Raw genomic sequence first — 22,897 nt, 5'->3', positions numbered from 1 at the left:
TTCTGAAATATGTCATAACATATTGTGCCTAAACACAATAAGCACAAAAATGTGTGACCCGTCCTACAGCGGCGTTGGCTGCTGCAAGGATGTTCGATCCCTGTGAAAGGGGCTTTACCCAATTGATGTCCCATTGTTGTTGAAAGTTGATGATTTTCTACTCGTAGGGGCAATCATGAGAATTGGTGAATTACTACTCAAGGCGGGGTTAATTACACGAGGCCAACTCCAAGTCGCCTTAATGGAAAAAAGCATTTATACCAACTTGCGCTTTGGTGAAATTGTTGCCCTCCATGGTTGGTTGCCCCAAGAAACCATTGACTTTTTTGTAGAAGAGTGGCCAAAACTCAGCCAAGGTAAAGAAAAACATCCCATCGGTTTTTATCTCAAAAAGGCCAGTTTACTGACTGAGGAACAAATTCAGCAAATTCTCAAAGAACAATGGCAGACCAGCTATCGCTTCGGTGCCTTGGCTGTCCTCAATGGCTGGGTAAAACAGGAAACAGTAAACTTCTTCCTAGAATACGTCAACCCCAATGCCCTCAAAGAAAGGACGCGCATCGAGAAGGCCACACTGTCGGATATCAAGCGCCCAACTCCCCAAAGTCGCAAGCCTTCAAAACAATCCCTTGCCTCCCTGAAGAAGGTGGCCGATCCAGAGGACTTGGCGGAGATCGATCTCGATCTTGATTTTGATCTTAATGAGATTGAATGGCTAACTTAGGCCAAGTGCAGCCATTGCTTGACGCCCTAGGCTGAAATAAAAAACTCGCACCAGAGATAACTCCCATGCGAGTGCCGTTACGAATCAGTCTTGAGAGAGGACAATCACACCCCTGTGCTAGCTCATCGTGGCATGACTGCGATCGTAGCTTGTCCAGACATGGGGCTTAATTTTGCCCTGAATTTGGTTCCAATAGTGACCTGCGGCCGCAGGCAATCCCATTTGGGCAATCATTCGCGTGAGGAGGGATTGTTCGCGGTTTTTGATCACTTGGTGGTGATGGGTGAGAATGACCCGCGAAAGTTGATTGAGATCAAGCGCTGGCATATTCACTTCCTTGGCTGTGTTGGCAGCAGTGGTTGCTGTCGTATTCACAGCTTCCGTTTGACCCGTACGGTAGACCACACCGCGATAGATTAAATCCCGCACAGGTTGAGCTGGGGGATTCACTGCGTGGGTGCAGTGGTAATTCCAACCCCGATATTTGGCTACAACATCGGTTGCTTCACTACGGACTGCCGGAGGAACGTAGTCGTATTGAACGCCGCGATAGGTGAGTGTCGTTGTCATCATTATCGCCCCAAATGATGTACTGGCTAGTTGTTGTCAGCTGAGGCGCGTTCCTTCGGGACCATTGCCCTACTTCCGTCTTCGCTATTCACCCAAACTTTTTGGTGGTTCCTAGCAAAGATGAACGATTTATTTCTGTATCTAATTTAACAGTTTTGCCATTATGAGTGCAAGTGGTTACAAAAATTTACACTAGAAACCTTCTCTTTTGTGCCAGAGGTGCCCTGATCAGGGGAGAACTAACCTAAATCACCTAAATCTGAGCGGCGTTGGTGAGAATGATGTGGCGATCGCGATCGTAGGTGAGCCACTGCTCCTCTTTGAGTTTGCCCAACAGACGTGTGATAGTCACCCGACTTGTGCCAATCGCCGTTGCCAGTTGCTGGTGGGTGAGGCGAACACTATAGCGAGTGCCGAGGGGATGGGGTTGACCAATTTCTTGCTTCAAAAGCAAGAGTAAATGGCGTAATCGCTCCTCAATCCGGCGATGGCTGGTAATTCCTAAAAGACCTTCCGCTTGCCGTAGGCGACGAGCCAGACCCCGCACAAGGCTTTGGGTCAAGTTGGGTGAGGATTCTACCTCCACCAGTGTAAAGAGCATCAACTCTGCCTTGGAAAGTGCCTTGGCTTGGTAGGCCGTTAAACTGGTCAAGGGTAAACCAAAAGCAGTACCGGGGGTGGCCAGTCCCACCACCACTTCTTCACCATCGGGGTGCAAAAGGTTTAACAGCACGACGCCCCGGCTCACTAGCCAAATGCGCTCTGGCTCCATCCAGATGCTGTCCCCCATGCCAAACGTGTGTAGTCGAGAGGAGGAACGCCAGCGTTCCTCCACGGGGGGAGTGATGGCAGCAAGGGAGACGTTTGCCATGGCAGCAGAACCTCAAGCAAAAGAAACCAATACTTAGGCACATCCCCAAGAAATTGGTAGTTCTTCCAACATTCCCAGTGCCTGTGTTCTGGGTAACGTTAGCAACAACCGCCTATTAGACTAAGGGGTAAATGTAAAAACCAGATGATGGCTCCTTGATCATTTGGTTAAGGCTTGCCGCCCAGCGCAGAGATGGCCTCCAATAAACCGCGAGCTTTGTTCAAGGTTTCTTCGTATTCCCGCTGCGGATCGGAATCCGCAACAATACCAGCACCGGCTTGGACGTGAATGAGGCGTTGGTGGTCGCTTAGCAGTTGCACCACCATCGTGCGAATAGCGATCGCGGTATTGAGTTGACCTTCAAAGTCATAGTAACCATAGGCACCAGAGTAGGGGCCACGGCGGCAGCCCTCCAATTCATAGATGATTTCCATGGCCCGAATTTTGGGGGCACCACTGACTGTGCCAGCGGGGAAACAGGCTTGCAATAAGTCCCATGCCGTTTTATCGGGCAATAGTTCGCCCACCACATTACTGACAATGTGCATGACGTGGGAGTAGCGCTCAATCACCATAAACTCTTCAACGGTGACACTCCCCTGACGACACACGCGCCCCAAATCATTGCGCCCCAAATCAACCAGCATGACGTGTTCGGCCACTTCTTTGGTATCGGCGAGGAGTTCTGTGGCGAGCTGCTGATCTTCGGCGTAGGTGTGCCCCCGCTTGCGAGTGCCAGCAATGGGACGCACTGTGGCAAGGAGAGACCCACGTTTTTCAGGGTGGTGCTCTGCTTTAACCATGACTTCTGGACTAGAGCCAATGATCTGCCACGTGCCAAATTGAAAGTAGGCCATGTAGGGGGAAGGGTTAATCAGGCGCAAGGAGCGATAGAGGGCAAAAGGATCACCACTGTAGGGGGCACTGAGGCGTTGGGAGAGAACGACTTGGAAAATATCACCGGCGCGGATGTAGTCCTTGGCGCGCTCCACATTGGCACGGAAGGTTTCTGGGGTGGTATTGCTGGTGTAACTGGGGGTGTGGCGACTGGGTTGCCAGGGCAGCTGGGTGGCCTCAGCAGGAATACGGGTTTGCAGTGCGTTCAAAAGCCGCTCTAGGCGATCGCTGGCATAGGTATAGGCCGTTTTCAAGTCCATCTCACGGGTATCAGCATAGACCACCGCCCAAATTTTCCGCTTCACCTGATCAAAAATCAGGATTTGATCCACCTGCATCCACACGCCATCCGGCAAATCCTTTTCAGTGGCAGGATGAATCGGAACCCGCGGCTCAATCCACTGAATCAGTTCATAGCCCCAAAAACCAAAAAGACCGCCAATGCCCCCCGGCAGTTGTGGTAGCTTCACGGGTTGATAGGGGGCAAGGCAATTGGCCAAAATTGTGAAGGGATTGCCCGTAAATGTGGTGACTGAGCCATCGCGATGGGTTTGGGTGGTTTGGTTGCCCCGCGTTTCTAGTACCCACAGCGGATCACAACTGAGGAGGCTGTAGCGAGCCAATTGTTCACCCCCCTCGACGGACTCGAGCAAAAAGTTGTAGGGGCGATCGCGACAGACCCGATACCAAGCGGACACGGGCGTGTCCATATCCGCCACCCACTCCTGATAGATGGGGATGAAGTTACCCTGCTCGGCAAGCTGACAAAAGGTCTGAAAATCGGGGTGCATGGTCGCGTCTGTGAAAACCTTTCTATTTTCTCCCTAAAGGGGGGCAACAGCAATCTCGACGCCAAGGGTAAGGTGCTTCTGTGGTGGCACGTGCAGGAGATCTACCCCCGTATTCAAGGCATTGCGGGGGGCAGTCCAAGGTTCTAGACAGTAGTAGGGTTTGCCCTGAACCGTCCAAAAAACGAGGGTTGTAAACGCTGTATCGTAGCGCAGCGTCAGGCAGTACTGTTGTTGCAGATCACAGACGCGAGCCACTTGACCCGTGAGGGGACGACAGGCCAAATCCAGTTCTGCCGCATGCCAGTCAAACGTGCCGCTAAAGGTGAGGGGTTGTTGCGTTTTCTGATCCACCATGGCATGGATTGGCAGGTCAAACTGCAATTGCTGCTTGTCAGCAACGGCAAAGTAGGGATGTAAGCCAAAGCTAAAGGGCAAGGGGGTGTCACCGGGGTTAGCCACCTCAAGGGCGATCGCCAAGGCATCAGCAGCAAGGGTGTAGGTTAAGGTCAGATGAAAGGCAAAGGGATAGACTTGGCGCGTGGCTGGCGTATCCTGCAATCCCAGCTTCAAGAGATGTTCCTGCTGATCTAACACCTGCCATGGCAAATCCCGTGCAAAGCCATGCTGCTTGAGGTGATAGGTTTGGCCATTGTGGTGAAACGTATCCTCGGGCAAATTGCCACAAATGGGAAAGAGAATGGGAATACCGCCACGCACGCTTAACTGCGGGTTGGCAAAGCGCTCCCGATCCAAGTACAGCAGCTCATGACCTTGCCACTGCCAGCGGCTAATCAGGCCACCGCGCTCTGGAATCACTTCAACGCGAGTACGTTCGGCGTGGAGAGTATAGGGCATTACCATAGCTGGACAGTACGCCTGCTTTTTAGGATACACTCGCGACTACGCTAGAATAGCGGCAATGCCCTTGGAGGGAGGCCAATGTCCCTAAGATTTACCCTAAACCCCACCTTACGTTTTTGGTTCAGTGTGTTGCTGGTAACTTGGTTACTGGGGCTACTGGGGCTAGGCTGGTTAGTGCAATCCTTTCTGGTGCTGTTTTTCATCTTGATGTTGACCCCTGTACTCCTTTTTGCAGGGTTACAACTTTGGTTTCGCTGGAAGTTGGTGACGGCGGCTTGCCCAGTGTGTGGCTTTGAATTTAGCAGTTTGAATAATACCCAAACCCAATGCCCCGCCTGTGGCGAAATCCTGATGGTGCGCGATCGCCAGTTTCAACGGTTGACTCCCCCCGGCACCATTGATGTCCAAGCAGTGGAAGTCAGTCATTCAGTGATTGAAGACTAGCCACAGTGGTATGATTAGCCCAAGATTGTTGGTCGCTGGCAAGAGGCCCGATGCGACAATCCCTGTCTATGATTAAATTTGTTGACTAGATTTGCTACAGGATGCCCTATGCGACAACTGAACTTCTTGATGATATTTGTCATTGGCTTGGGCTTAGTTCTCTTTAGTATTCAAAATACCGAACCCGTTAGTATTAAGTTCTTTGAAGGGAAAGTAATTCAAGCCCCATTGTGCATTGAACTCATCGTGGCCATGGGCATTGGTGCCGTCTTTGCTTGGGTCTTTAACGTCTGGGTACAGGTGCAGCGCATCTTTACGATTCGCGTGGAAATGGAAGCCCGCGATGAGCAAATTGCCCACCTTGAGGAGGATGTGGAACGCTACAAAGCTGCCCTTGAGGAGCAACAACGCCTCCTGCCCAGTGTCAGCAGTGCCTCGACGGAAAAGTAGCCGAGAGTCTTGAAAATTCGTTAGGCTAGGAAATGATTAACTTTTGTTATTTTGTGTTAACTCGGCGTGTCCTATGGCTACCTCTCTAGCTGTTGAAAAGAAAAAGTTAAAAAATCCGCCCCTGCAATTGCACTATTTGGGCGATCGCGTGCTGCGTCAACCCGCCAAACGGGTCAGCAAAGTGGATGACAGTATCCGCGATATTGTGCGGAAAATGCTGCAAACCATGTACAGTGCCGATGGCATTGGCTTGGCGGCACCCCAGGTGGGCATCAATAAGCAAATTCTTGTCATTGATATTCATCCCGATGACCCCGAGGCAGAACCGTTGGTGATGATTAACCCGGTCATTAAGGACTTCAGTGAAGACCTTGAAGTCTGCCAAGAGGGCTGCCTGAGTATTCCGGGGGTGTACCTAGAGGTGCGTCGTCCGGCCATGGTGGAGGTGGCCTACAAAGATGAGTGGGGGCGTCCCCAAGTGATCATGGCGGGTGGGCTACTGGCGCGGGCGATCCAGCATGAAATTGATCACCTGACGGGGGTGATGTTTGTGGATCGCGTCGAGAACCAAGCCCTACTGCGCCACGAACTCAAAGAGCATGGATTTACCGCCAGTGCCGTGCGTCCCATTGCTGCCTAACCCTGAGGATCATCGTCTGTGGCCAAGAGTTATCTATACCTATTGGGTGCCTGTGTGGCAGCGATCGCCACGGTGGGTTGTGTTTTTGAACTGAGTTCGGGAGAAGCCCAGTTGGGAACCATTCCAACTACCGTGATTTTGCTCCTCAGTCTGCCCCTTAGTTTAGTAGCCTTTGTAACGGCGGTGCGCCTTGCCCGTGCCAGCGATCGCCCCTGATGGATTGGAATCTGCTATGACGCTCACCTACCCTGACGACCTGCAATATCTCGACAGCCATGAGTACCTGCGCCTTGAGGGCGATACAGCCACCCTCGGCATTAGTGCCTTTGCCGTCGATCAACTGGGGGATATTGTCTTTGTTGAGTTGCCTGCCGTTGGCGATGTCCTAAAACCCGGCGAACGCTTTGGCACCATTGAGTCGGTCAAGGCCGTTGAGGATCTCTATGCACCCCTCGCAGGAACCGTGATTGAGGTCAATCAAGCAGTCCTTGACAACCCCGAGCAAATTGCTGCGGATCCCTATGGGGAGGGGTGGTTGGTGAAGGTGCAAGTCAGTACCCCCCCTACGGGACTCCTCTCAGCAGCGGATTATCGTGCCCTTGTGGAAGGAGCGTAGGTGGTAACAAGCGGCCTGCAAGTCCTTGTGGATGGATTGGCCACAGGGAGTGTTTATGCCATCTTTGCCCTCGGCTATACCCTTGTCTTCTCGATTTTGGGCATCATCAACTTTGCCCACGGTGCTGTTTTTGCTATTGGCGCTTATCTCACCTATGCCCTCTTAGGGGGACGCTTTGGCTTTAATGGTCTGTTGGCCAATGGACAGCTTCCCGTTGCCTTACCCTTTGCGCTGGCCTTAGTTCTCAGTGCCCTTGGCTGTGGCCTGTTGGGGGTTGGCATTGATTGGGTCGTCTTTCGACCCCTGCGGCAACAGCGCGCCGATACCCTCTTGACCGTGGTGGCCAGCCTTGGGGCGGCTGTTCTCCTCACCAACCTGATCCAGTATTTGGTGGGTGCCGAAGTCTATACCTATCCCGATCAACTCTGGGGGGGATTGCCCCTCACCCTGCGATTGGGGGACATTGCCCTGCGCACTAGTCAATTTGTCATCTTTGCCGTGGCCGTGGTTTTGATGATTGCCCTGACCTATTGGGTCAAAGGGACGCGCATGGGGAAAGGATTGCAAGCGGTGGCCGAAAATCCGACTGCCGCGACATTACTGGGCATTGATAGCGATCGCATTATTCAAGTGACGTTTTTTGTCAGCAGTGCTTTGGCTGCCGTTGCTGGTACCCTCGTCGCCCTGAGTGTCGGGATTACGGGGCCGCAGTTTGGCGTGATCTTTGGTCTTAAGGGGTTAGCGGTGATTGTTCTGGGGGGTCTAGGGAGCTTACCGGGGACAATGTTGGCGGGCTTTTTGCTGGGACTAGTGGAGGCAATGGTGCCTGCCGCTGCTTCGGGGTTTCGGGATGCTGCGGCCTTTGCGATTCTCTTTCTGGTGCTGCTTGTGCGTCCCCAAGGGCTGTTGGGGCAGCCCCCAGTGGAAAAAGTTTAAGGCTGTTGAATTAGTAGTTGACTGCTGTGGCTAGAGCCGTACTGCTGGTGGGCACTAATTCCACCTTCAAACTGACGCCAAATTGGCTTTCAAAGGGTTCTTTTTTGTAGTTGACACTCCAAATTTCCAACTCACAGCGATCGCTAGGATCTGCCGGGTGCACCTGCACACAAAACTCCCGCTGGGAAGCGTGCCACTCACAGGTAATGTGATCCACGGCCCCGATTTGCCGCCGATCCAACGCTGAGGCCAACCGTAGAATGGCACTCAGTTGCTCGACAATTTGCCGTTCTCGCCGTCCCACCAATTGGCGGAAGTTCTCATGCTTTTTCTTGGGGGGGCTTTTGCGGTGATAGCGACAGAGGTTGGCAATGATCTCAATTTCCGTATCGGTGTAGCCGAGCAGACCCCCATGGCGCACAAGGTAGTAGGAATGTTTGTGGTGGGCAGAATGGCTAACGTAGTGGCCAGCATTGTGGAGGATTGCCGCTGCCCAGAGGAGTTCCCGTTCCGCTTCTGTCCAGTTGTGGAGCACCCCTTGGGTGCGATCAAAGAGCGTTAGGGCAAAATTGGCCACCCGTTCACTGCTGGCAAGATTGACATGGAACTTTTGCGCCAAACTGTAGGTACTGCGCTGACGCACCGAGCTTTGATAGCGGAGGCGGTCTTCAATCAGGCCGTGGGTGAGCATCCAGTCCACAATGATGCCTTCCCGCAGGGCGCGATCGCAGGTGATCAGGCTGGTTTGGTCCAGCATCTCCATGGCCTCAGCGAGAATCACTGCCCCTGCAACAATAATTTCAGCGCGCCGCTCCGACATCCCCAAGAGTTGACAGCGCTGGTTAAAGTTTAGTCGCCGCAATTTGGCCACAAGTGCCTTTAAGTCCCCTAGCGTCAGTTCATAGCCGCGTAGGGAGGGGGGACAAGCACCAAGGCGATCGCAGGTGTGAATCATCATCAGGCTTTCAATCGTGCCTGAGGTACCCACCAATTGCGGTTTTTCATGGGGGCTGAGCTGCTGCCGCAGGTCTTCAACGGCACGATCCAACATTCCCCGTACATAGGCGCGCAGGGCCGCGTAGTCCTGATCGCTAATGGGATCGCTTTTGACAAATAAGTCCGTCAGGCGTACTGCCCCCACTTTGGTGCTGTTGAGGTAGCGGGGTTCATGACCATCCCCCAAGATTAACTCTGTGGAGCCACCGCCAATGTCAATGATGATGTGGGGCTTGCCGTTGAATTCTAGCCCCGAGAGCACCCCCAAGTAGATGCGCCGCGCTTCCTCTTCGCCGGAAATTAGATCAATGGTCAGGCCGGTCTCTTCCTTGACCCGCTCTAAAAACTCGCGACCATTGGGGGCTTCGCGCACCGCACTGGTGGCCACGCCAATAATTTCTTCCGCCTTGAGACCCGTGGCCAATTCGCGACAGCGGCGCAGGGTGGCGATCGCCCGATTCATGGCCTCTTCCGTCAGTTGGCCGGTAATTTGGCAGCGTTCCCCCAGCCGCACCATATCTTTTTCGGCAGCAATGATTTTGAAGCTGGGTAAACTGGGCTGAATTTGCACCACCACCATGTGAATTGAGTTTGTCCCGACATCAATGGCCGCCAGAATGCGATCGCTGAGATTCACTGCTCGCCACAGGTGGAGATGTTGTTCAGCAGCCATTGGACTTGTATCGAAGGGGACAAACACCCCCTATCCTACCCTAAGTGTTTCCCGTTAGATGATCCTTAATCTTGGCAGCAATACGCGAGCCTAAATAATCAGGAATCACACTGCCATTCGGCCCTAGCAGATAGAGCAATAGCCGCACCCGGCCCTGCCAAAGCATAAAGTTGATATTCACCACCAGCAGTTCCTCTTGCCAAATGGCATGCATCACCTTGTAGAGCAACGCCGGATGATTGGTGGACTCCACCAACAGTGCCGGCAGATGAAAGACCTGATCCTGATAAAAGCTGGTGGTAATTTGCGGCAGGCCTTCGTTGAGGTTAAACTCCATGGCCAGCATTTCCTCAACGGCAAATTCACCACTGAGGGTCTGTTGGAGGGCACGGCGCACGCTTTCACTGCGCTTTTTCGTCAGGGGTTTGCCCTGCTCTGAGAGCACCAGTTTGACAAACACCAGCATCGGTGGTCGCACATGGCCATAGAGCGAGACATTGTGAATTGTCAGCTTGTAGGCGGCCATCACCCCAAAGAGATCACTGAGCAGGTAAGAGTGATTGCGGTGGGCAAAGTGGAGAACGGAGCGATCGCCCTCGGGGACAATCTGAATCACCGCCTGATTGGTCTTATGAATTTGAAACCCCAGTTTCAGGTTTTGCAGTTGGACATCCCGACCAACAAATTGCTCATAAAAGTCCGGAAAGGAGCGGTTGAATCGCTTCAGGACATCAAGGTTACGCAGTTGAAAATCGGAAACCATGGGTGAGAGTCGCTATACTATAGCCTAGGCCGGGTTACACTTGGTCATTCTCCCATCTCCAGCATACTTGCATGAGCTTCTGGAAATCGCTGTTCAATTCGCAACCGACTGCCAGCACCACCACGACGTCCCCTAGTTTAGGTTCTCAGGTAGAGCGGGACAATGGCAGCGAAAGCCAAATTATTTTCAGCAAAGAAAAAGATATTGATGTCTATGAACTCGAAGAACTTTGTGATGCCGTGGGCTGGTCGCGCCGTCCCATTCGCAAGGTGAAAAAAGCAATTCAGCATAGCTTTTTGGTGATCTCGATGTGGGAGCAGCGGGGTGCCTATCGTCGTCTGATTGGCTTTTCCCGTGCTACCTCTGACCATGCCTTTAATGCCACGATTTGGGATGTGGTCGTGCATCCAGAATTTCAAGGGCGGGGTCTGGGCAAAGAATTAATGCGGCAGATAATCAAAGAACTGCGCAGCGAGGACATCAGCAACATTACCCTCTTTGCCGATCCCCATGTGGTGGACTTCTACCGTCAGTTGGGTTTTCGCCCGGATCCCGAGGGGATTAAGGGGATGTTTTGGTACCCCAATTCCCGCTAGGCTCGATAATCAATAACGTAGCCGAAATAATCCTTTGCCATGAGCCAACCCCCCCTCGTCACTGAGGCTGAGATTGCTGCTGCAGGCCTCAAGCCCCAAGAGTACACCGAAATTATCCGCCGCCTTGGCCGCCATCCCAACCGCGCGGAATTGGGCATGTTTGGGGTGATGTGGTCAGAGCATTGCTGCTACAAAAACTCCCGTCCCCTGCTCAAGCAGTTTCCCACCCAAGGGGCACGGGTACTGGTCGGTCCCGGTGAGAATGCCGGCGTCGTGGACTTAGGGGATGGCTTGCGCCTTGCCTTTAAGATTGAGTCCCACAATCATCCCTCGGCCATTGAACCCTTTCAGGGGGCAGCGACCGGCGTGGGGGGGATTCTGCGGGATATTTTCACGATGGGGGCGCGTCCCATTGCCCTGCTGAACGCCCTGCGCTTTGGCGATCTCAAGGAAGCCAAAACCCAACAATTGGTGAAAGGAGTCGTGGCGGGTATTGCCCACTATGGCAACTGTGTCGGTGTGCCCACAGTGGGGGGCGAGGTCTATTTTGACCCTTGCTATGCCGGTAACCCCTTGGTGAATGCCATGGCCTTGGGCCTCATGGAAACCCCAGAAATTGTTAAATCGGCAGCCAGTGGCATTGGCAATCCGGTGCTGTATGTGGGCTCTACAACGGGTCGTGATGGCATGGGAGGGGCTAGTTTTGCCAGTGCCGAACTCACTGATGAATCAATGAGCGATCGCCCCGCCGTCCAAGTGGGGGATCCCTTCATGGAAAAATGCCTCATTGAAGCCTGTCTGGAAGCCTTTCAAACCGGGGCAGTGGTGGCCGCCCAAGATATGGGGGCAGCGGGCTTGACCTGCTCGACTGCGGAAATGGCTGCCAAAGGCGGTGTTGGTATTGAACTGGACTTGGACAAAGTGCCCGTACGGGAACAGGGGATGGTGCCCTACGAGTTTCTCCTTTCGGAATCCCAAGAACGGATGCTCTTTGTGGCGGCGCAAGGGCGGGAAGCGGAACTCATTGAGATTTTCCATCGCTGGGGCTTGCAGGCGGTGGTTGTGGGTCGCGTCATTGCTGAACCGCTGGTGCGGGTGCTTTACCGGGGCGAGGTGGCCGCAGAGGTGCCTGCCCGTGCCCTAGCGGAAGATACCCCTGTCTATGAGCGGCAGTGTCCCAGTGAGCCACCTGTCTATGTCCAACAGGCGCGGCAATGGTCGGTGGATCAATTGGCGTTACCGGCGCGATCGCCCGCGGAGATTTTGCTCACTCTTCTCGCCACCCCCAGTATTGCCTCTAAAGCATGGGTCTATCGTCAGTACGATCACGAGGTGCAAAACAACACCCTCGTCTTCCCCGGTGATGCTGATGCAGCGGTGATTCGCCTGCGGGGTACCCCAAAAGGGATTGCAGCAACCGTGGATTGTCCCAGCCGCTATGTGTATCTGGATCCCTACGAAGGCGGCAAAGCAGCCGTGGCCGAAGCGGCTCGTAATCTGAGTTGTGTTGGAGCAGAACCTCTGGCCGTTACCGATAACCTTAACTTTGGCAGTCCCGAAACGCCCGTGGGTTACTGGCAGTTGACCCATGCCTGTCGGGGTCTGGCCGAGGCTTGTCGTGCCCTACAAACGCCGGTCACCGGGGGCAATGTCTCCCTCTACAACGAAACGATTGATAGCAACGGCCAACCACAGCCGATTTATCCGACCCCCGTGGTGGGGATGGTGGGGTTGATTCCCGATTTGCAGCGGGTTGTCGGTCAGGGCTGGCGATCGCCCGGAGATGCCATTTACCTATTGGGGTTGCCTCTGACCACGCCCTTGAGTGATCCGCGCCTGAGCCTCGGTGGGTCGGAATACCTTGCCCAGATCCATGGCCTTGTGGCGGGGCGTCCACCTCAGATTGATTTAGACCTAGAGCAGCGAGTGCAGGCGGTGTGTCGCTATGGCATTCAGCAGGGGTGGGTTGCCAGTGCCCACGATCTCAGCGAGGGGGGCTTGGCCGTGGCCTTGGCGGAAAGCTGTCTCAGTGGCCAACGGGGGGCAACGATTCAATTGCCAGCGGGCACCTATCCGCGGTGGGATGTGCTGCTGTTTGCTGAAGGGGGGGCGCGCATTCTGGTTTCGGTGCCGCCAACGGCACAGACGGTGTGGGAAACCTATGTGCAGGCGCAACTGCCCAATGCTTGGACACGCCTAGGGGTTGTTAATGGTGAACATACAGAACTGTGTATTGACACCTGTGACAATTCTCCGCTTATCAAGGTTACGATAAAAGAGTTAGGTATTGCTTGGCGATCGCCCCTGCCGAAGTATTTGGACTAAATGACAGAACAACAATTTGCTGATAAGCCGGAAGAAGCCTGTGGTGTGTTTGGGGTCTATGCCCCGGGGGCGGATGTGGCTCGCCTCGCCTACTTTGGTCTCTATGCCCTGCAACATCGAGGTCAGGAATCGGCGGGAATTGCCACATTTGCGGGTGACACCGTCCACTGTTACAAGGATATGGGCTTGGTCTCCCAAGTCTTTGACGAAGAGATTCTTGGAGGGCTGGTGGGAGATTTGGCTGTCGGCCACAACCGCTACTCGACCACGGGTTCTAGTCGCATTGTCAATGCGCAACCCGTTGTGGTGGACACTCGCCTTGGGCCTTTGGCCTTAGCCCACAACGGCAACTTGGTGAATACCTACGCTCTGCGCGAACAAGTCCTAGCCTGTGATGCCCCTACGGCGGTGTTAGCAAGCACAACGGATTCGGAACTCATTGCCTGGGCGATCGCCCAAGCGGTGGCTACTGGTCAATCCTGGTCAGAGGGGATGATTACTGCGGCTCAACAGTGCCAAGGGGCTTTTAGTCTAGTCATGGGTACCCCAGCGGGATTGTTTGGGCTGCGGGATGCCCACGGCATTCGTCCCCTAGTGATTGGCCGCCTAATGATAGAAGGGACACTCCACTATGTCCTTGCTTCTGAAACCTGTGCCCTCGATATTATTGGTGCGGACTATGTGCGGGATGTGGAGCCGGGGGAACTCGTCCACATTACTGCTGAAGGCATTGGCAGTGTGCAATGGGCAGAATCCCAACGCAAGCTGTGTATCTTTGAGATGATTTACTTTGCCCGCCCCGATAGTGTCATGCAGCGGGAGAGCCTCTATAGTTACCGCCAGCGCCTGGGGTACCAGTTGGGGCGTGAAGCCCCCGCCGATGCCGATGTGGTGATTGCTGTGCCCGATTCGGGTGTGCCAGCGGCCATTGGCTTTTCCCAAGCGACGGGGGTGCCCTACGCCGAAGGCTTGATTAAAAATCGCTATGTGGGGCGCACGTTTATTCAGCCCACCCAGTCGATGCGGGAGTCGGGAATTCGGATGAAGCTGAATCCGCTGCGGGATGTGTTGATGGGACAGCGGGTGGTGATTGTGGATGACTCGATTGTGCGGGGCACCACTAGCCGCAAAATTGTCAAAGCGCTGCGGGATGCCGGTGCAGTGGAAGTACATATGCGGATTTCCTCGCCGCCGGTCACTCACCCGTGTTTCTATGGCATTGACACCGATACCCAAGATCAACTGATTGCAGCCACCAAGTCCGTGGCTGAGATTGCGGCTCAGATTGGCGTGGATTCCCTGAGTTACCTCAGTTGGCAGGGGATGATTGCCGCCACCTACGATACGGGCGATCGCTTTTGTTCCGCCTGTTTTACAGGCAAGTACCCGATTAGCATCCCGGAGCCAGTGAAACGGCAAAAGTTGGTGCTTGAGCAAATTCCCCAATGAGTCTGGACTACGGTCACTGGCCTTCCATCCTCTCTGCCACCGCAGTCAGTGCTGCGGCCACCAGTCTCAGTGAATTGCGCGCCACTCCCCTAGGTTTGGTGTGGTTAGAGCGGCGTCCCCAAGAAAAGGGGCGAGTAGTGCTGGTGCGTCAAGGGCAAGAACTTTTGGCTGCCCCTTGGAGTGCGCGATCGCGCGTGAATGAGTATGGCGGCGGTGCCTACTGGTACCACGGTGATCAAATTTACTTTGTTAATGATGCCGATCAGGGGATCTACGCCCTTGGGGAACCCAGCCCTCAGTTAATCTATCAAGCGGCGAATACGCGCTTTGCCGATGGTTGCGTCGATCCTTGGCGCGATCGCCTGCTATGTGTCGAAGAGGCACATCTGCCAGAGGGTAGCTCACGGCAATCCCTTGTTGCCATTTCCCTATCGGGGGAGCGGACGTCCTTGATCACTGGGGCTGGCTTTTATGCTGCGCCACGCTTGAGTCCAGAGGGTCATACCCTTGTCTGGTTGCAATGGTCAGCACCGCAGATGCCTTGGGATGGCTGTGAACTGTGGGGAGCCATGGTCAGTAGTGACGGTTTCCTTGGTACGCCCTACCGCATTGTTGGCAGTAGTGAGGAATCTGTGCAGCAACCCCAATGGCAAGGAGAGACCCTCTACTACATCAGCGATCGCTCTGGCTGGTGGAATCTCTATCGTTACCGTGATGGCCGCCATGAACCCGTTTGGCAGGCCAGTTATGATGCCGGGGTGCCCCTCTGGGTCTTTGGTCAATCCACCTATGCTCTTGTGAACGCTGAAACGGCAGTTTTAACCTATAGCGATCGCGGGCTATGGCGGCTGGCAGTCGTCTCCCTAGCCACGGGTGAGTGGCAAACTGTCCCGACGGACTACACTGAGATTCATTCTCTCGTTCGCCTGAGCGATCGCGCCGTTGCCTTGATTGGCAGTTCGCCCCTGTTACCCCCCCATCTTGTTGAGTTCAATCTGGATGACGGCACCACCACACCGCTGCAACCCATTGCTTCTCCTCTGCCGCCGGCGTGGATTTCGCAGCCTGAGGTGATGGAATTTCCCACAACTGAGGGTGCAACCGCCTACGGCTTTTTCTACCCACCCCAAAATCCCCAAGTACAACCCCCGGCAGACTCACACCCCCCCTTAATCGTGAGAAGTCATGGCGGACCGACGGCAGCCAGTGGCACAGGTCTCGATTTGCGCATCCAGTTTTGGACAAGTCGCGGCTTTGCGGTGTTGGATGTCAACTATCGTGGTAGTACCGGCTATGGTCGTGCCTATCGCAATGCCCTGCGGGGACAGTGGGGGGTGGTAGATGTGGCAGATTGTAGAGCAGGGGCGCAGTATTTGGTGGCTCAAGGACGAGTGGCGGGCGATCGCTTGGCCATTCGCGGCAGCAGTGCTGGGGGCTATACTACTCTGTGTGCCCTGACCTTTACCACAACCTTCCATGTGGGGGCGAGTTACTACGGCATTGGCGATCTCCTTAGCCTGCTCAAGGAAACCCATGCTTTTGAAGCCCATTATTTTGATCAACTGATTGCCCCCTATCCCGAAGGGGCAGACCTCTACCGCCAGCGATCGCCCCTCTACCATGCGGATCGCCTCACCTGTCCGGTGATTTTCTTTCAGGGGCTAAAGGATGTCGTTGCTCCCCCCAGCCAAGCGGAACAGATGGTAGCCGCCCTGCAGGCCAAGAGCATTCCCGTAGAATATTACACCTTTGCCGAAGAGGGACACGGCTTCCGCCAAAGCAGCACGATCGCCACCGCCCTTGAGGCAGAATTGAAGTTTTATCAAAGGCATTTACTCAAAGGCTAGAAGAACAATGTTTACTGGCATTATTCAGGCGATCGGTGTGCTCCAGCAACGCTCCGAGTCCCAGTTGGCGATTACTGCGGCCGCTGCCCCTTTTCTTAAGGACGTGGCCATTGGCGATAGTATTGCCGTTGAGGGCGTCTGCCTCACAGTGGAAACAGTTGATGCCACCGGTTTTACCGTCAGTGTCTCCCCGGAAACGCTGCAACGCACCACATTGGCGGCCAAAGCGGCAGCAGGCGCAATGGTGAACCTAGAACCTGCCCTACGCGTTGGGGATAGGGTAGGAGGGCATTTTGTGACCGGTCATGTGGATGGTGTCGGCACCGTACTGGCGATCGCGCCCACAGGCACGAGTTGGGAATTCACCTTCTCTGCCCCTGAAGCGGTAGCAACCTACATCATCCCCAAGGGCAGTATTGCCATCAATGGCATTAGCCTTACCGTTGCCCATTGCAATGAAAAAGGGGATGAATTTAGCATTGCTGTCATCCCCCATACCTATGCAGAAACCACGCTGCAATTTCTTAGGGTTGGCGATGGCGTGAACCTAGAGGCGGATCTATTGGGCAAATATACCCGCAAGTTTCTCCAGCCTCAAGACGCCTCAACCGCAGTCGAAATTGACCTCGCCTTTCTCCAAGCCCATGGCTACGCCTAGGGTCATTATTTTTTCTTCTTGGCAGTCCGAGACTTGCCACCAGATTTTTTGGCAGCAGCACCAAATCCCTTACTTTCAGCCGTAGGTTCAGCGACTGGGTCAGGACTTTCGGCAGCAGGCTCAGCCACTGGTTCCACTGTCTGCTCAGAAACTGCGACAGGTTCTGGAGCTGGCTCGTCAGGTGTTGTTTCCGCTGCTGGTTCAGGGGCACTCACTTCAGGCGTTGCGGTTTCGGCCACTTCTGCGGGTGCTTCGGCAGTTTTTGCGGCAGCACTCATGGCTTGGGTTTGGGCGGCCACCTCTTCAGCAAGGTTGGTTTCTTGCTTCTCAATCCCCTCACCGAGGACAAAGCGTTGGAAGCGGCGAATCTGGATATTTTCCCCCAGTTCAGCAATGTGCTCTTTGACCAACTCTTCAACGGTCTTGGACTGATCGCGGATGAAGGGCTGGTTGAGCAGGCACAACTCTTTGAGGGTTTTCTCCAGTTTGCCAGCAACAATTTTCTCCTTGACCTCGGGGGGCTTGCCCTTCAGGGCATCGGAGCCAAGGGCAATCTGGCGTTCTTTTTCTTTGTACTCCTCAGGAATATCGTCGATTGAGACAAATTCTACATTCGGGCAAGCGGCAATTTGCTTGGCAATGTCTTGGACAAGGGCTTTGAATTTCTCGTTGCGAGCCACAAAGTCGGTCTCACAGTTCACCTCCACCAGCACGCCAATGCGCCCGCCAGTGTGAATGTAGCTATCCACCAGACCTTCACTGGTGACGCGCCCGGCTTTTTTACCCGCAGAGGCTAGACCCTTTTGCCGCAACCAAGCAATGGCGGCTTCCATATCGCCGTTGGACTCCTGCAAGGCTTTCTTGCAGTCCATCATGCCGGCACCGGTTTTGTCCCGCAGTTCTTTGACTAGTTTGGCTGAAATCTCTGCCATGATCTGTTCCTCAAGGATTAAGCGTCAGAATCATCTGGAATATCTAGGGCGTCAGCATCACCATCGTCGCTGGCGGTCATCCCATCGTCGTCCTCATCACCGAGATCCGCTTCTGGTTCGTCCAACTGACCATGGCGGCCTTCGTAAATGGCATCGGCTAGTTTACCCACAATCAGCTTAATCGAACGGATGGCATCATCGTTAGCGGGGATGGGAATATCCACTTGATTGGGGTCACAGTTGGTATCCAGCAGCGCCACGATCGGAATCCCCAATTTGTGACACTCGGCAACGGCGTTGTACTCGCGCTTGACATCAACAATAATCGCGACATCGGGCAGCCGCCGCATTTGTTTAATCCCGCCAAGGTATTTTTGCAAACGTGCCAGTTCTCGCCGCAGGGCTGAGGCCTCCTGTTTTGGCCGCAGATCAATGAGGCCATTTTCCTCCATGCTTTCTAATTCTTTGAGGCGATCGACACGGGTTTTGATCGTGTTCCAGTTGGTGAGCATTCCCCCCAGCCAGCGCTGGTTGACGTAGTAACTGCCGCAGCGGAGCGCTTCCTGTTCGACAATGCCGGCGGCTTGGCGCTTAGTACCAATAAACAAAAAGCGTTTGCCTTTTTCAGCGGCGTTGCGGATGTAGTTGTAGGCTTCATCCACCAGTTGGGCGGTTTGCACGAGGTCAATGATGTGCACCCCATTGCGAACCGTGAAGATGTAGGGTGCCATCCGGGGGTTCCAGCGGCGGGCTTGGTGGCCAAAGTGAACCCCTGCCTCCAGCATTTGGGCAAGGCTAAGAACTGCCATTGAGTTGTACTCCTATGGGTTAAACAACCATCCGTCCATCATCCGGTGAGGACACCCAAGGGGACGAATGTGAAAGATTTGCAGATTTATTATCATAGCCAATGATCAAGGCTGTTGGAAAGCCCAATCCACAGTGATTTGGTAGCGTCGTGATCTTGACGCTCAGGGGTGGCCAAACTATTCTGAAAGATTCAAGACGGCTGGATGGTGCTGAACGTTGGATATTTCCCGCTTGCGATCGCAATGGCAACAAATTCACGGTGACGAAACCTCTGAAGCCGTTATTGAGCAGCACTTTGTGCAACCGCTCCTGAGTGTGTTGGGCTTCGGCGATCGCGATCGCCTCTCTTCCTTTGACACAGGTGCAGGCATTGCCGATGTGGCAGCCCGTTTCCCCCGCGAGCATCAGCCTCCTTTTTGTCAGACTCAAGTTGACCCCGATTTAATTGTGGAGATTAAACCCCCTGCCCGTCGCTCCCGCAATACCCCCAGTCAAACCGTGGTCTTGAACCTTGAGAATGGGTCTGCCCATCATAGCCGCGCTCTGCAACAACTCCGCCAACTTTTCAGGGGTTGCCATTGCCAAGGAACCGCTTGGGGGTTGATCACGAATGCCCGCCATCTACAGCTTTTTCAACGCCATGGTCACTTGGTCTATCCAGTGACGCCCAACTATGAACTGACGGGCGATCGCCTTGAGGGCATTATCGAAGACCTCAAAACCTGCTTGCGATCGCGCCCCCGTGCCACCACCCTCTGTCTCTATAACCATAAGGGGGGAGTGGGCAAAACCACCACCACGATTAACTTGGGCGCCACCCTTGCTGTGGCAGATGCCGCTGTCTTGCTCGTTGATTGTGACCCCCAAGGGGATCTCAGCCGCGCCCTTGAGCTAACCCCCACCAGTACGACCCTTGCGGCTTGTCTGCAAAACCCTGATGAGCCGATTACGGCTACGATTCGCCCTTTTGACCTGCGCATCCGCACCAGCAGCAGTATCAAATCTGCCCATATTTTTGACGTCATTCCTGCTGCGCCACAACTGCAAAGCATCCTCATTCAGGCGATGCAAACCCAATATCCACCCATTACCCGCCTGCGGGAACTCCTTACCCCCTTGCGCGATCGCTACGACTACATCCTCATTGACTGCCCCAGTGCTTGGCTCTTTTTAAGTAAGAGCGCCGTGTATGCCAGTGACGCCGTTTTGATTCCCACCCGCCACACCGATCTCTCCTCCCTCAACAATGCCGCTCAGGTGATTCACCAATTTCTCTTTAATGAAATTCACACCTTGCGCCGTGAAGGCGGCCCCCTTCCTTTGCCTATTTTCTTTAATGGTGCTCCCACAACCGACAAGGCAATGGCCGTTGCCCAAACAGAAATTGAACGGATTCTCCAGAAACTCCCCCACCTCACTCCCTACTTTTGGCCACAGTATCAAGCCAACGACACAAGCGTATTTGCCATTCCTGAATATGCCATTATTTCCCGTGCCGCCTTTGCCCGTGTTCCTGCTGTCTTCAAAGATAAGCGCGTCTTAGGCTTTTATCAAACATTGGTGCAGACCTATCTTCGCCCCTTAGCTGCTGTCAATGACCTCCCCTAACCAACAACCTTCCTAACAAGATTTATAAAAAATCTGAAAACAGAAATTGCTTGCTCCCCTAAAATGAAATTACCCCTCCCTGAGCAGCCGTCATGACCGAGCCTGTCACCCAATCCCAACTAGCCGAAGTTCTGGAAACCGTCAAGGTAATCCAGTCGCAGTTGACAGAACTCACCCTTGAAGTGAAGGTGGGGCAAGCAGAAATCCGTGAAAAATTTAACACCATGGAGGCCAAAATCGAGGCCGTTCGCCTAGAAGTACAGAACAATCGCGAGCAGTTAGTGGAGCTAGGGAAACGCCAAAGTTCAACGGACAATCGCCTGTGGGCATTACTGGTGGCACTGTTTTTGATGGTGGCAGGACTCTTGGCCAAAATTACACTGTTTGACAGAGTTTAGAGGAAAATTGCTGTGACTCAGTCCCAATTGGCCGAAGTTCTAGGGCGTGTCATCAGATAGATTGACCATCGAGGCAGTGTTTTGCTGAGGCATTACTGGCGGACAAAGCCTATGCTGCAGATGAGCGGGTGCTAAGACGGCTAGCGGAGAAAGGGTGCGAGGCTGTCATTCCGCCCAAGTCTTGTCGTAAACAGCGTCGTGGTTATGACAAAGAACTGTACAAAGCTCGGCACTTGATTGAGAATTTTTTTGCTAGGCTCAAGCCGTACCGAGGGATTGCTACACGTTACGATAAGACAGCGCGAAACTTTTTAGGTGCGATATATCTCGCTGCCGCTGTTATCTGGCTTAACTGATGACACACCCTAGGCCCCACCCCACAAACCAAGTTTTAGTTGGCACAAAACAACCTCTGACGCTGAACTCAAAGCAGGCCTAATGTTGCAAGTAACTAGGTACCAAGGGCAGTGCATCCTGAAACAGGGGTGTGGTTAAGTAGCGTTCACCAAAACTCGGCTGCACCATGACAATTAACTTGCCCGCATTTTCGGGTCGTTGAGCCACCTGAATGGCAGCGCAAAGGGCAGCCCCACTGGAAATGCCTGAAAGAAGGCCTTCTTCACGGGCTAGGCGGCGACCAAAATAAATCGCTTGGTCGTCAGAGACGGGGATCACTTCATCAATGAGTTCTCGTTTAAGAACGGGGGGTACAAAGCCGGCGCCAATACCTTGAATTTTGTGGGGGCCTGGTTTGCCTCCTGAAAGGACAGGACTATTGCTAGGTTCGACAGCGATCGCCTGAAAGCTGGGCTTCTTGGCTTTGATCACTTCTGCCACTCCCGTAATCGTACCTCCAGTACCCACTCCAGCCACCAAAATATCCACTTGACCGGCCGTATCTTGCCAAATTTCGAGGGCAGTGGTTTCACGATGAATCTTGGGATTGGCGGGATTTTTGAATTGTTGCAGCATGAAAGCATCTTCAAGGGAGGCAGCAATTTCTTCGGCGCGACGAATGGCACCACTCATCCCCTCTGTGCCGGGGGTCAAATCCAGCTCTGCTCCATAGGCACGCAGCATAGCTCGCCGCTCTGCACTCATGGTCTCTGGCATAGTGAGAATCAGGCGATAGCCCTTTGCCGCCGCCACCATTGCTAAGGCAATCCCGGTATTGCCCGATGTGGGTTCCACCAAAACCGTCTTACCGGGGGTAATAAGACCCGCTGCTTCTGCCTCCTGAATCATACTCAGGCCAATGCGATCCTTAACCGAGGCCGCAGGATTCATGCTCTCTAGCTTGACAACAATTTGCGCAACGCAGCCTTCCGCTTGGGGAATGCGGTTCAGGCGTACGAGGGGCGTCCGACCAATGAGGGCAGTAATATCGGGGGCAATGTTCATGGGATATCAATCTCCAATTCAAGACAAAAACCTTAGAGAAATTAGATGAATGTCAACCCCAGCCTAGATGTAGTACATGACATCCACTTGCTGGTAAGCCTGCCGCCGATCGCACAAATCTTGAAGGGTATGCTTTTTCAAAACATCATTGGCTGCTGCGCAGGCTTCTAGCCACACTGAACGGATCAGACTACGCTCCAGATCGCCCTTTTCAGGCGGCTTTTGGGCGAGCTTGGACTCAATCCCCTCGATACAGTTGAGCACGTCCAAAATTGAGATTTGCCAAGGTGCTTTTGCCAGCAAGTAGCCACCCCGGGCGCCCCGCTGACTGCGAATCAGCCCCTTGCGGCGTAGGGTCGCCATCAGTTGCTCCAAATAGCGATCGGGAATGTTATGCAGGGCAGCAATTTGGCGAATTTGTAGCGGCTCCGCCTGTTCATAGGCCGCTGACATTTCCAAGAGCGCCAAGAGGGCGTACTCACTTTTGGCAGACAGTTCCACAAGACGTTTGGCACACGCACGACATTGAGCAGATTGCCCAACCCATAGTATATCCTACTTCTTGATCGGGATTTAGGAGATTCTTAAGAATCTTCACCGTGGCGCAGGTTGCAACCTCGAGAATTCACGGCATTGCGCAA

The 22,897-nt window shown here is 53.9% G+C and carries 24 protein-coding genes, 1 pseudogene and 1 riboswitch; of the genes and pseudogenes, 15 read left to right on the top strand and 10 right to left on the bottom strand.

Annotated elements, in window-relative coordinates; all coding sequences use genetic code 11:
* The first annotated feature begins 175 nt into the window (after positions 1-175).
* Positions 176-724: a hypothetical protein gene (locus QYC28_RS05705; protein WP_149818979.1), complete on the top strand. Its 549-nt coding sequence runs from the start codon at positions 176-178 to the stop codon at positions 722-724.
* 117 nt (positions 725-841) lie between these two features.
* On the opposite strand, the gene QYC28_RS05700 is transcribed toward QYC28_RS05705, so the two are convergent.
* The 4 genes from QYC28_RS05700 to QYC28_RS05685 form a co-directional block, all read right to left on the bottom strand.
* Positions 842-1,297: a DUF4278 domain-containing protein gene (locus tag QYC28_RS05700; RefSeq protein WP_302679983.1), complete on the bottom strand. Its 456-nt coding sequence runs from the start codon at positions 1,295-1,297 to the stop codon at positions 842-844.
* Positions 1,298-1,338: 41 nt separating this feature from the next.
* A riboswitch (Glutamine riboswitch) is annotated at positions 1,339-1,423 on the bottom strand.
* A gap of 124 nt (positions 1,424-1,547) precedes the next feature.
* Positions 1,548-2,165 carry a Crp/Fnr family transcriptional regulator gene (locus tag QYC28_RS05695; protein WP_149818975.1) on the bottom strand — a complete coding sequence of 206 codons (618 nt, stop codon included), beginning with the start codon at positions 2,163-2,165 and terminating at the stop codon, positions 1,548-1,550.
* A gap of 167 nt (positions 2,166-2,332) precedes the next feature.
* On the bottom strand, positions 2,333-3,853 hold the full coding sequence (gene trpE / locus QYC28_RS05690; protein WP_149818973.1) for an anthranilate synthase component I: 1,521 nt from the start codon (positions 3,851-3,853) through the stop codon (positions 2,333-2,335).
* Positions 3,854-3,886: 33 nt separating this feature from the next.
* Positions 3,887-4,714 (bottom strand): aldose epimerase, encoded by an 828-nt coding sequence (locus QYC28_RS05685; RefSeq protein ID WP_226972023.1) that lies wholly within the window; start codon positions 4,712-4,714, stop codon positions 3,887-3,889.
* A 78-nt stretch (positions 4,715-4,792) separates the two neighbouring features.
* Between QYC28_RS05685 and QYC28_RS05680 the strand changes: the two genes are divergently transcribed.
* The 6 genes from QYC28_RS05680 (at position 4,793) to QYC28_RS05655 (ending at position 7,800) form a co-directional block, all read left to right on the top strand.
* The gene (locus QYC28_RS05680; protein WP_149818969.1) at positions 4,793-5,158 is read left to right on the top strand and encodes a hypothetical protein; all 366 of its coding nucleotides are present in this window, start codon (positions 4,793-4,795) and stop codon (positions 5,156-5,158) included.
* Between the two features lie 108 nt (positions 5,159-5,266).
* Positions 5,267-5,608 (top strand): LapA family protein, encoded by a 342-nt coding sequence (locus QYC28_RS05675; RefSeq protein WP_149818967.1) that lies wholly within the window; start codon positions 5,267-5,269, stop codon positions 5,606-5,608.
* Between the two features lie 73 nt (positions 5,609-5,681).
* Positions 5,682-6,248, top strand: a complete 567-nt coding sequence (def, locus tag QYC28_RS05670; RefSeq protein ID WP_149818965.1) for a peptide deformylase — start codon at positions 5,682-5,684, stop codon at positions 6,246-6,248.
* A gap of 18 nt (positions 6,249-6,266) precedes the next feature.
* Complete coding sequence (locus QYC28_RS05665) at positions 6,267-6,464, top strand: hypothetical protein (protein WP_149818963.1); 198 nt, start codon at positions 6,267-6,269, stop codon at positions 6,462-6,464.
* Positions 6,465-6,480: 16 nt separating this feature from the next.
* On the top strand, positions 6,481-6,864 hold the full coding sequence (gcvH, locus tag QYC28_RS05660) for a glycine cleavage system protein GcvH (protein WP_149818961.1): 384 nt from the start codon (positions 6,481-6,483) through the stop codon (positions 6,862-6,864).
* Positions 6,865-7,800 carry a branched-chain amino acid ABC transporter permease gene (locus QYC28_RS05655; protein ID WP_149818959.1) on the top strand — a complete coding sequence of 312 codons (936 nt, stop codon included), beginning with the start codon at positions 6,865-6,867 and terminating at the stop codon, positions 7,798-7,800.
* A 10-nt stretch (positions 7,801-7,810) separates the two neighbouring features.
* Here QYC28_RS05655 and QYC28_RS05650 read toward each other — a convergent pair whose 3' ends face one another.
* Both QYC28_RS05650 and QYC28_RS05645 read right to left on the bottom strand, forming a co-directional pair.
* Entirely contained in the window at positions 7,811-9,469 is a 1,659-nt protein-coding gene (locus QYC28_RS05650; protein WP_302679981.1) for a Ppx/GppA phosphatase family protein, read from the bottom strand.
* 40 nt (positions 9,470-9,509) lie between these two features.
* The gene (locus QYC28_RS05645) at positions 9,510-10,232 is read right to left on the bottom strand and encodes a hypothetical protein (protein WP_149818954.1); all 723 of its coding nucleotides are present in this window, start codon (positions 10,230-10,232) and stop codon (positions 9,510-9,512) included.
* 71 nt (positions 10,233-10,303) lie between these two features.
* Here QYC28_RS05645 and QYC28_RS05640 point away from each other — a divergent pair, with 71 nt between their 5' ends.
* Genes QYC28_RS05640 through QYC28_RS05620 form a run of 5 tightly spaced genes read left to right on the top strand, consistent with a single transcriptional unit; the run spans position 10,304 to position 17,107 of the window.
* Positions 10,304-10,828: a GNAT family N-acetyltransferase gene (locus QYC28_RS05640; RefSeq protein ID WP_149818952.1), complete on the top strand. Its 525-nt coding sequence runs from the start codon at positions 10,304-10,306 to the stop codon at positions 10,826-10,828.
* Positions 10,829-10,867: 39 nt separating this feature from the next.
* Entirely contained in the window at positions 10,868-13,153 is a 2,286-nt protein-coding gene (gene purL, locus QYC28_RS05635; protein WP_302679980.1) for a phosphoribosylformylglycinamidine synthase subunit PurL, read from the top strand.
* Complete coding sequence (gene purF, locus QYC28_RS05630) at positions 13,154-14,602, top strand: amidophosphoribosyltransferase (protein ID WP_149818948.1); 1,449 nt, start codon at positions 13,154-13,156, stop codon at positions 14,600-14,602. It abuts the gene before it with no gap.
* Positions 14,599-16,449, top strand: coding sequence for a prolyl oligopeptidase family serine peptidase (locus QYC28_RS05625; protein WP_302679979.1), 1,851 nt, complete (start codon positions 14,599-14,601; stop codon positions 16,447-16,449). Before purF ends, QYC28_RS05625 begins: the two co-directional genes overlap by 4 nt.
* Positions 16,450-16,456: 7 nt before the next feature.
* Positions 16,457-17,107 (top strand): riboflavin synthase, encoded by a 651-nt coding sequence (locus QYC28_RS05620; RefSeq protein ID WP_302679978.1) that lies wholly within the window; start codon positions 16,457-16,459, stop codon positions 17,105-17,107.
* A gap of 5 nt (positions 17,108-17,112) precedes the next feature.
* Here the strand turns inward: QYC28_RS05620 and tsf are convergent, their stop codons facing one another.
* On the bottom strand, positions 17,113-18,039 hold the full coding sequence (gene tsf, locus QYC28_RS05615; protein WP_149818944.1) for a translation elongation factor Ts: 927 nt from the start codon (positions 18,037-18,039) through the stop codon (positions 17,113-17,115).
* A 17-nt stretch (positions 18,040-18,056) separates the two neighbouring features.
* On the bottom strand, positions 18,057-18,848 hold the full coding sequence (gene rpsB, locus QYC28_RS05610) for a 30S ribosomal protein S2 (protein WP_149818942.1): 792 nt from the start codon (positions 18,846-18,848) through the stop codon (positions 18,057-18,059).
* 217 nt (positions 18,849-19,065) lie between these two features.
* On the opposite strand from rpsB, the gene QYC28_RS05605 reads away from it, so the two are divergent.
* The 3 genes and pseudogenes from QYC28_RS05605 to QYC28_RS05595 form a co-directional block, all read left to right on the top strand.
* Positions 19,066-20,457, top strand: coding sequence for a ParA family protein (locus QYC28_RS05605; RefSeq protein ID WP_190278251.1), 1,392 nt, complete (start codon positions 19,066-19,068; stop codon positions 20,455-20,457).
* 92 nt (positions 20,458-20,549) lie between these two features.
* Positions 20,550-20,855: a hypothetical protein gene (locus tag QYC28_RS05600; protein ID WP_302679977.1), complete on the top strand. Its 306-nt coding sequence runs from the start codon at positions 20,550-20,552 to the stop codon at positions 20,853-20,855.
* An 83-nt stretch (positions 20,856-20,938) separates the two neighbouring features.
* Positions 20,939-21,211 (top strand): annotated as a pseudogene (locus tag QYC28_RS05595) (transposase); the annotation flags it as partial.
* 79 nt (positions 21,212-21,290) lie between these two features.
* Here the strand turns inward: QYC28_RS05595 and cysK are convergent.
* Together cysK and QYC28_RS05585 are read right to left on the bottom strand one after the other, a co-directional pair.
* On the bottom strand, positions 21,291-22,256 hold the full coding sequence (cysK, locus tag QYC28_RS05590; RefSeq protein ID WP_149818938.1) for a cysteine synthase A: 966 nt from the start codon (positions 22,254-22,256) through the stop codon (positions 21,291-21,293).
* Positions 22,257-22,319: 63 nt separating this feature from the next.
* Entirely contained in the window at positions 22,320-22,757 is a 438-nt protein-coding gene (locus QYC28_RS05585; protein WP_149818936.1) for an Rrf2 family transcriptional regulator, read from the bottom strand.
* Positions 22,758-22,897: the final 140 nt, after the last annotated feature.

Source organism: Thermosynechococcus sp. HY596 (genome assembly GCF_030518715.1).
Classification (GTDB): domain Bacteria; phylum Cyanobacteriota; class Cyanobacteriia; order Thermosynechococcales; family Thermosynechococcaceae; genus Thermosynechococcus.
This window is presented reverse-complemented; position numbering and strand designations above follow the sequence as displayed.